This window comes from Pseudoduganella sp. RAF53_2 (assembly GCF_052113985.1).
GTDB lineage: Bacteria > Pseudomonadota > Gammaproteobacteria > Burkholderiales > Burkholderiaceae_D > Rugamonas.
Map to the genome: position 1 here is coordinate 1 of NZ_JBFRDW010000310.1, position 6,826 is coordinate 6,826.

8 protein-coding genes are annotated in these 6,826 nt (G+C 62.6%); all 8 read right to left on the reverse strand.

The window, feature by feature from the left end; genetic code table 11:
- Nucleotides 1-288: hypothetical protein (locus AB4Z11_RS18400; protein ID WP_442026726.1), on the reverse strand; the 288-nt coding region annotated here is incomplete at its 3' end.
- 31 nt (nt 289-319) lie between these two features.
- Nucleotides 320-1,231 (reverse strand): pyridoxamine 5'-phosphate oxidase family protein, encoded by a 912-nt coding sequence (locus AB4Z11_RS18405; RefSeq protein ID WP_442026728.1) that lies wholly within the window; start codon nt 1,229-1,231, stop codon nt 320-322.
- A gap of 17 nt (nt 1,232-1,248) precedes the next feature.
- Entirely contained in the window at nt 1,249-1,860 is a 612-nt protein-coding gene (locus AB4Z11_RS18410) for a glutathione S-transferase family protein (RefSeq protein ID WP_442026730.1), read from the reverse strand.
- Nucleotides 1,861-1,960: 100 nt separating this feature from the next.
- Nucleotides 1,961-3,085 carry an esterase-like activity of phytase family protein gene (locus tag AB4Z11_RS18415; protein ID WP_442026732.1) on the reverse strand — a complete coding sequence of 375 codons (1,125 nt, stop codon included), beginning with the start codon at nt 3,083-3,085 and terminating at the stop codon, nt 1,961-1,963.
- On the reverse strand, nt 3,078-4,403 hold the full coding sequence (locus AB4Z11_RS18420) for a DUF3422 family protein (protein WP_442026734.1): 1,326 nt from the start codon (nt 4,401-4,403) through the stop codon (nt 3,078-3,080). The genes AB4Z11_RS18415 and AB4Z11_RS18420 overlap by 8 nt, the downstream gene beginning before the upstream one ends.
- Before the next feature lies 1 nt (nt 4,404).
- Entirely contained in the window at nt 4,405-5,346 is a 942-nt protein-coding gene (locus AB4Z11_RS18425; RefSeq protein WP_442026736.1) for a LysR family transcriptional regulator, read from the reverse strand.
- A 12-nt stretch (nt 5,347-5,358) separates the two neighbouring features.
- Nucleotides 5,359-6,315, reverse strand: a complete 957-nt coding sequence (locus AB4Z11_RS18430) for a glycoside hydrolase family 43 protein (protein ID WP_442026737.1) — start codon at nt 6,313-6,315, stop codon at nt 5,359-5,361.
- Nucleotides 6,312-6,826: ABC transporter permease subunit (locus AB4Z11_RS18435; RefSeq protein WP_442026739.1), on the reverse strand; the 515-nt coding region annotated here is incomplete at its 5' end. The genes AB4Z11_RS18435 and AB4Z11_RS18430, both read right to left, overlap by 4 nt.

The following is a 6,826-nucleotide window of genomic DNA, read 5'->3' on the forward strand; positions in this document are numbered from 1 at the left end:
GATGGTATGAGTGGCCGCCCATTCCTTATTGCCGACGCCGCGCAGCACCAGTTCGCCGCGCCAGACGCCGCGCAGCCGCGCCACGGACAGCGCATCGTCGCGCAGTTCGCGGGCGGCCCAGGGCAGGTAAAGCTTGAAGGCGTTCTGCGTCTGCCCCGCTTCTTCGCAGTAGCGGCGCGCACGCTGATTGAGCGCCAGCAGCGCACCGCTGGCATCCATGATAAAAGCAATATAGGGACTGTCGCCAAACAGCGCGGCGAATGCCTCCTGCTGTGTTCCGGGCTCCATGCACGGATGTTAGCACCTCTACTGCTCGGCGTTACGCACGATTAGCCCAACGCAATGGCAAAGCATCTTCGCGCCACACAATCCGGCGCGGACGGAAGCGCCACAGCCGCTCAGCGCCTTCAAACTGCCCCTGCTCGGGAGAATTCAGCAGCACTTCCGCATCGCCCGTCATTTGCAGCAGGCCGCCGCTGGCAAAGTCCGGAAACACCAGGCCTGCCTTGCCGTTCAACACGATGTTACCGAGCGTGTTGAAGAAGCGGTTGCCCTGGTAGTCCGGTACGGTGAGCGTGCCGTCTTCGGCGATATGCACGAAGCCCGGCATGCCGCCGCGGTGCGAGACATCGACACGGTGGCGCCCTTCATCCGCATAGGTCGCAACGAAGAAGGTGCCTGCCTCGCTGATCAGCTGGCGTGCCATCGCATCGAGGCGCGTACTATTCACTAGCGGCAGGCTCGATGGCTCGTCCGGTGTGCGCTCGAAGCGGTAGTCGCGCACATGAATATACTTCGGGCAGTTGCCGTATGACTCGTCTACCACAATCTCCGCCGCATCGCCTTCGTGGCGTAGCAGCGTGCCATTCAGACGGTTGCGGCGGCGCGTATGCAGCTCGATGCCCAGCATGCCGATGGAGGCGCCGTGCTCCATGCCCGCATCGGCGGGATCGCCCGCCACGCGCGGCAAAGCGGCCAGCAAGTGTTGAGGATCGGGAGAATGCAGGAAGCCCTCTTCGCCAGCGCGCAGCGTGGCCCACACATCGCCCTGCGCATCGACCGCGCCGAACACGGCGAACGGCAACTGCTCGAAGAACTCGCGGTGCTGGTCCGGCATGTACTCGCGCACCACCTTGCGGCCGACGGCTTCCATTCTTTCCACCATGCCGATGCTGGACTGAATGGCCAGCTCGCCGGCATGCCAGGGCGATTCGCTGCGCAGGTCTTCCATGGCACTCTCCTTTGGTATCAGGCCGCCAGGCCTGCCGGGCTTTTCACGAAGGGCACGAAGCCGGGCAGCGCTTCCACGCGAGCCAGCCAGGCGTTGACGTTGGTGTAGCCGCTCAGGTCCACATTGCCTTCCGGAGCGCGCGCGATATAGCTGTACAGGGCGACATCGGCGATGGTCGGTTCAGCGGCGGCGATCCAGTGGCCTTTCGCCAGCTGGGCATCGACCAGCGGCAGGATGCGGTGAGCGCGCGCGATGGCTTCGTCCACATTGCCGGGACGCTGGAACAGAATCATGATGCGGGCCGCAGCCGGGCCGCCGGCGATTTCACCCGCCGCCACGGACAGCCAGCGCTGCACATTCGCCGCGCCGGCCGGATCTTCCGGCAGCCATTTGCCTTTACCGTAGCGCTTCGCCAGATAAACGAGAATGGCGTTCGAATCAGGGAAGAACTGGCCATCGTCTTCCAGCACGGGCACCTGGCCGAAGGGATTCTTGGCCAGGAAGTCTTCCGCTCTCTGCTCCGCTTTCATCAGGTCCACCAGCACCAGCTCGGCCTCCAGGCCAAGCAGGCCAATAAACAGGTGGGCGCGGTGTGCGTGGCCGGACAGGGGATGGTAGTACAGTTTCATGGATGCTCCTTTCGTGGTGTGAGTCGAAAGTGTGCATCCATATCGCGGCGATGAGAATCACCACCGTTAGCAAGATACTATTCCATCCAGTGGAATAATCTCAGGGCTGGACCTCAAATAGCAGTAGCTGGGTTACCTGATTCTTGTTGAAATTATCATCCGAAATCAGCACCAGGCTGTGATGGCCGTTGCTCAGCTGCGGTCCCCAGGCAATGCCTTCCACGTTATCCAGTTCCGACAAGCCCAGCGTATTCAGGTCCAGCACCAGTCGCTTGCGCGCGGGCTTGAAGCTGGCCCCGGTCAGCGCAGGATAGCCGCTGACGTCCGTCGCGCCCTCGATATTCATGGCATAGATGCGGATATAGTTCTTGTACAACCCATCCGCACCCTGCGCGGCGGCGCGCTCCAGCACCAGCAGCTCGTGCGCGCTGACTGCGAGGATTTCGGACACGCCATTGTCGGCGGCCTTGCCCGGTGCCGGCCGCGCCGGAATCGCGTCGATCTCGTAGGCGTATTGTCCCAGCACCTTGCCCTCGCGCGTGAATTGCGTGATACGCGTGACGGTGCCCTGGTCCGGCGTCGGCACAGGGCCATCTTCGTACAGCGGCGCTTCCAGCGACAGCCACAGGCTCTTGCCATCCGGCGCAAAGGCCAGGCCTTCCAGCGACAGGTTGTTGCGCGAGCCTTTCTCCACGTCCTTCCAGACCTTGAAGTTTTCCGGCAGCAGCATTTCACCCAGCAGCTTGCCATCGCGCGTGGCGTGGCGCAGCCAGGGATTCAGGCCGATGCGGCGATCGCCTTCGCTGGCATACCAGATCGTGCCGTCCACCGGATCAATGCGGATCGTTTCAATATCCGGCACATCACCGCCCATCGCCACGCTGGGATAAGTGCTGCCGTCAGCCTGCAGGAAGAAACGTACGCCGGTCAGCGTGGCCGAGCGGAAGGCGCTGGCGTCGTAATCCAGCTTCATGGTGTAGAAGCGCGCCGGATTAATATTCGAACGGTCATCCGACTCGACCACCCAGGTCCCGCTGGCCGGATCATAATCGATGCCTGAGAAGCCGCCCGCCGTCGTGCCGTCGAATTGCGCCTTCAAAGGAATGCGCTGCTCGCCGATAAAGCGCAGGCCGGACACGCTGCGTTCCGGCGCGGGAGCAATCGAGGCGCATCCACTCAGCGCCGCTAATGCGGCCAGCGCCGCGGCTAGAACCCGCTTACGCACTGTGCAGCTTCTTATGCATATTGCGCAGTCCCAGCCATACACAGGCCGCAACCACAGGCACCAGCACGCCCATCACCAGTTCCGGATTACCGACCAGCCCAACCACCTTGGCGCCTTTGGCCGCATAGCCAATCAGGCCCACCACGTAATACGAAATCGCGGCCACCGACAGTCCTTCCACCGCCTGCTGCAAACGCAGCTGCTGCAAGGCGCGCTGGTTCATCGACTGCAGGATGCGGCGGTTGTGCGCCTCCTGCACGATGCCGACGCGCGTGCGCAGCAGATCGTTGCTGTTGGCGATACGACGCGCCAGCGCTTCCTGGCGTGCCGCCACCGCTTCGCAGGTCTTCATGGCAGGCGCCAGGCGGCGCTCCATGAATTCTTCGACCGTCGGCGTGCCTTCGATGCGCAGCTCGCGCAATTCTTCAATACGGGCATTCACCAGGCCGAAGTAAGCCTTGGAGGCGGCGAAACGGTAGCTCGTATCCAGCGACAGCTTTTCGATGCGCGCCGCCAGGTGAGTAATCTGGTCCAGCAGCATTTGCTCGATGGTGCCGTCATCGACGCGGCCGTCCGCATCCACCAGCGCACCGGCGAGCGCCGCCAGTTCGGATTCCAYGGAATTCAGTTCCGGCGTCGCCTGCTGCGCGGCCGGCAGGCCAAGCAGCGCCATCATGCGATAGGTTTCGATCTCCAGCACCCGCTGGATCAGGCGGCCCGCCTGTTGCTGGCGCATGCCCACGTCGCAGATCACGAAGCGCGAAAAGCCGTCCGAGTGAATCGCAAAGTCGGTCCACAGTTCTCCGCCCTGCATCACCTGGCTGCCCGCCATCGCAGCGCCTTCGAAGACGCGCTGCAGGCTGGCGGCAAAGGCTTCCGGCGCGGCACTGGCGCGCGCCAGCACGACATGCGAAGCGACCAGCACCCTGCCCTGCAATGCGAGCAGCCAGTCCTGCGGCAAATGGCGCGTCGGCATGGCGTCGAAGGCTTCTTCCGGCAGCGGCATTTTCTGCACTTGCTCAGCGAAGGTGAAGGTGGCGAATTCGGTGTGCAGCTCCCATTTCAGGCGGAAGCGGCCGAAATCATGGGTGAAGTAATTCGTATCCGGCGCCGGCGCGGAAACGCCGAAATGGCCGCACAGCGCCGCCAGCCGTGCATGCTGGGCTTCCGCATTCGAAGCATGCGGCGCAGGATCGCCGTACACCGCGAGGTGCGACACCAGCGATGGCGCCTCCAGTTTCAGAAAAGGCCGCGAATGGATCTCGGCGGCCAGCGGCACGCGTTGCGCGTGATTGAGGCTGGCGAAGACGATGCTCATGTCAGTAGATTTCCTTTGCCGCCTTGCGCACTGCTTCCAGCAGCAGATTGGCGCCCGGCGACAGCAAGTGGTCATGCTGGCGGATGATGCCGAATGCGTCCATCTTGAACGGCAGTTCGATCGGGAGAATGCTTAAAACGTTCAGCGATGCGTAGTATTGTGCCACTTCCAGCGGCATCACATGCAAGGAGTCGGTTTGCTGTAACAGGGATGTAATCAGCAGCAGCGCCGTCGTATCGACACTGTTGGCCGGTGGCTCCAGGCCCGCGCGGCGGAACATCATGTCGCAGCGGTGGCGCAGGATGCTGCCTTGTGGCGGCAGTATCCATGGCTGGCCCGCCAGATCCTTTAGCTGCAGGCTCCTGGCTTCCAGCAGCGGATGGTTATTGCGCACCACGGCGCAAGCCGGTTCTTCGGTCAGTTCTTCGTAAATCAGGTTTGTGGTGCCGTTGCGCTCCAGGATGCGGCCGATCATGAAGTCCAACGTGCCGCGTTCCAGCATATCCAGCAGCACATTGGATGGCTCCATATGCACACCGATGCGCAGCAATGGCGCGTGCTGCTTGATGCGCGAAATGGCGCGCGGCAGCAGGGACATGGCCGGCGTCATGATCACGCCCACTTCCACCTGGCCCACCAGGCCCTGTTTCAGCGCCACCACGTCGTCATGCGCCAGCGACAGGCTGGTCAACGCCATGCGCGCGTGGCGGATCATGGTTTCGCCGTAGATGGTCGGCTCCATGCCGCGCGGCAGGCGCTCGAACAGCTTCACGCCAAGCATCTCCTCCAGATCCTTGATCTGCTTGGAGGCTGCGGGTTGGGTCATGTGCAGCGCGTCGGCTGCACGATGGATGTTGCGATGCTCATCGAGGGCGATGAGCAGAAGCAGCTGGCGGGTTTTGAGGCGGGCGCGTAGAAACCAGTTCGGGTTAAGAGTGTCCATTCCCTGATGATATCATCGCCCGCAGGCCGGACTCGGATTTGGAGCCGGGCCTTGCTCCGTTTGCGGCACGTGCTGGATGGTGCCGTCCGGGTTGTAGTGCAGTTCCTCCACCGCCACCGAGCGGCGGAATTCGCCGCCGGTCGGCAGCTTGTCGTTGTGGTAGAAGATGTAGGACTTGCCGTTGAAGTCCACGATCGCATGGTGAATGGTCTTCACGATGCGGTTCTTGTCCATGATGACGCCGTGCTGGGTCCAGGGCCCCGTCGCGCTTGGGCCGGTGGCGTACACCGTCTCTTCGGGGAAGTCGCGCGACCAGCTCAGATAGTAGGTGCCTTCGTGCTTGTTCAGGTATGGCGCCTCGGTGAAACGCTCGATCGGCACGGCGTGGATCTCGCCATCCATCTCGATCATGTTCGGCTTCAGCTTGACCCACTTCAGCATCTGATTGCCCCAGTACAGATAGGCCTGGCCGTCGTCGTCAACGAAAACGGCGGGATCGATGTCGTCCCAGGAAATGCTGACCTGTTTGGTCATGTCATTGGTGATCAGGGCCGAACCGCGCGCATCCTTGAACGGGCCGGTCGGGCTGTCCGATACCGCTACACCAATCGCCTTGCCGGGAATGGTGGCGTGTTCGACCGGCGCATAAATATAGTATTTACCTCCGACCTTGGCGATGTCGCCGGCCCAGGCATCGGCTTTCGCCCATTTGAAGGCTTGTACGTTCAGCGGCGAACCGTGGGCTTCCCAGTGCACCATGTCGCAGCTGGAGAACACGCGCCATTCCTTCATCACATAATCCTTGCCGCCAACCGGAGCATCGTCTTTGCCGGTGTAGAGGTAGACGCGGCCATTGTCGACCAGCGCGAACGGGTCGGCGGTGAAGATGTCCTTGAACAGCGGATTGGACGCCTGCGCGGCGACACTGGCCGCGGCAAGCGCCGCAGCCATCAGGGTTTTGCGAATCATTGAGTCTCCTTGCTGCGCGCGGACAGCAGGCGCTGGACCACGCAGAAAATGAACAGCAGCGCACCGATGACGATTTTCGTCCACCAGGAGCTGAGCGTGCCGTCGAAAGCGATCAGGGTCTGGATGGCGCCCAGCACCAGCACGCCGGACAGCGCGCCCGCCACATAGCCATAGCCGCCGCTAAGCAGCGTACCGCCGATGACGACGGCCGCTATCGCATCCAGCTCCGTGCCCTGAGCGTGCAAGCCATAGCCGGACAGCATATAGAACGAGAACAGCACGCCGGCCAGCGCCGCACAGAAGCCGCTGATCGCGTAAATGGCAACGCGCGTGCGGCCCACGGCYAGGCCCATCATGTGCGCCGACTGCTCGTTGCCGCCGATGGCATACACGGCGCGGCCAAAGGGTGTGAAGTGCGCCACAAAGATTGCCGCTGCCAGCATCACCAGCGCGATCACCACGCCAGGCGATACGAAGCCGTCGAAAAAGCTCAATTGGGCCTGAGACAGCG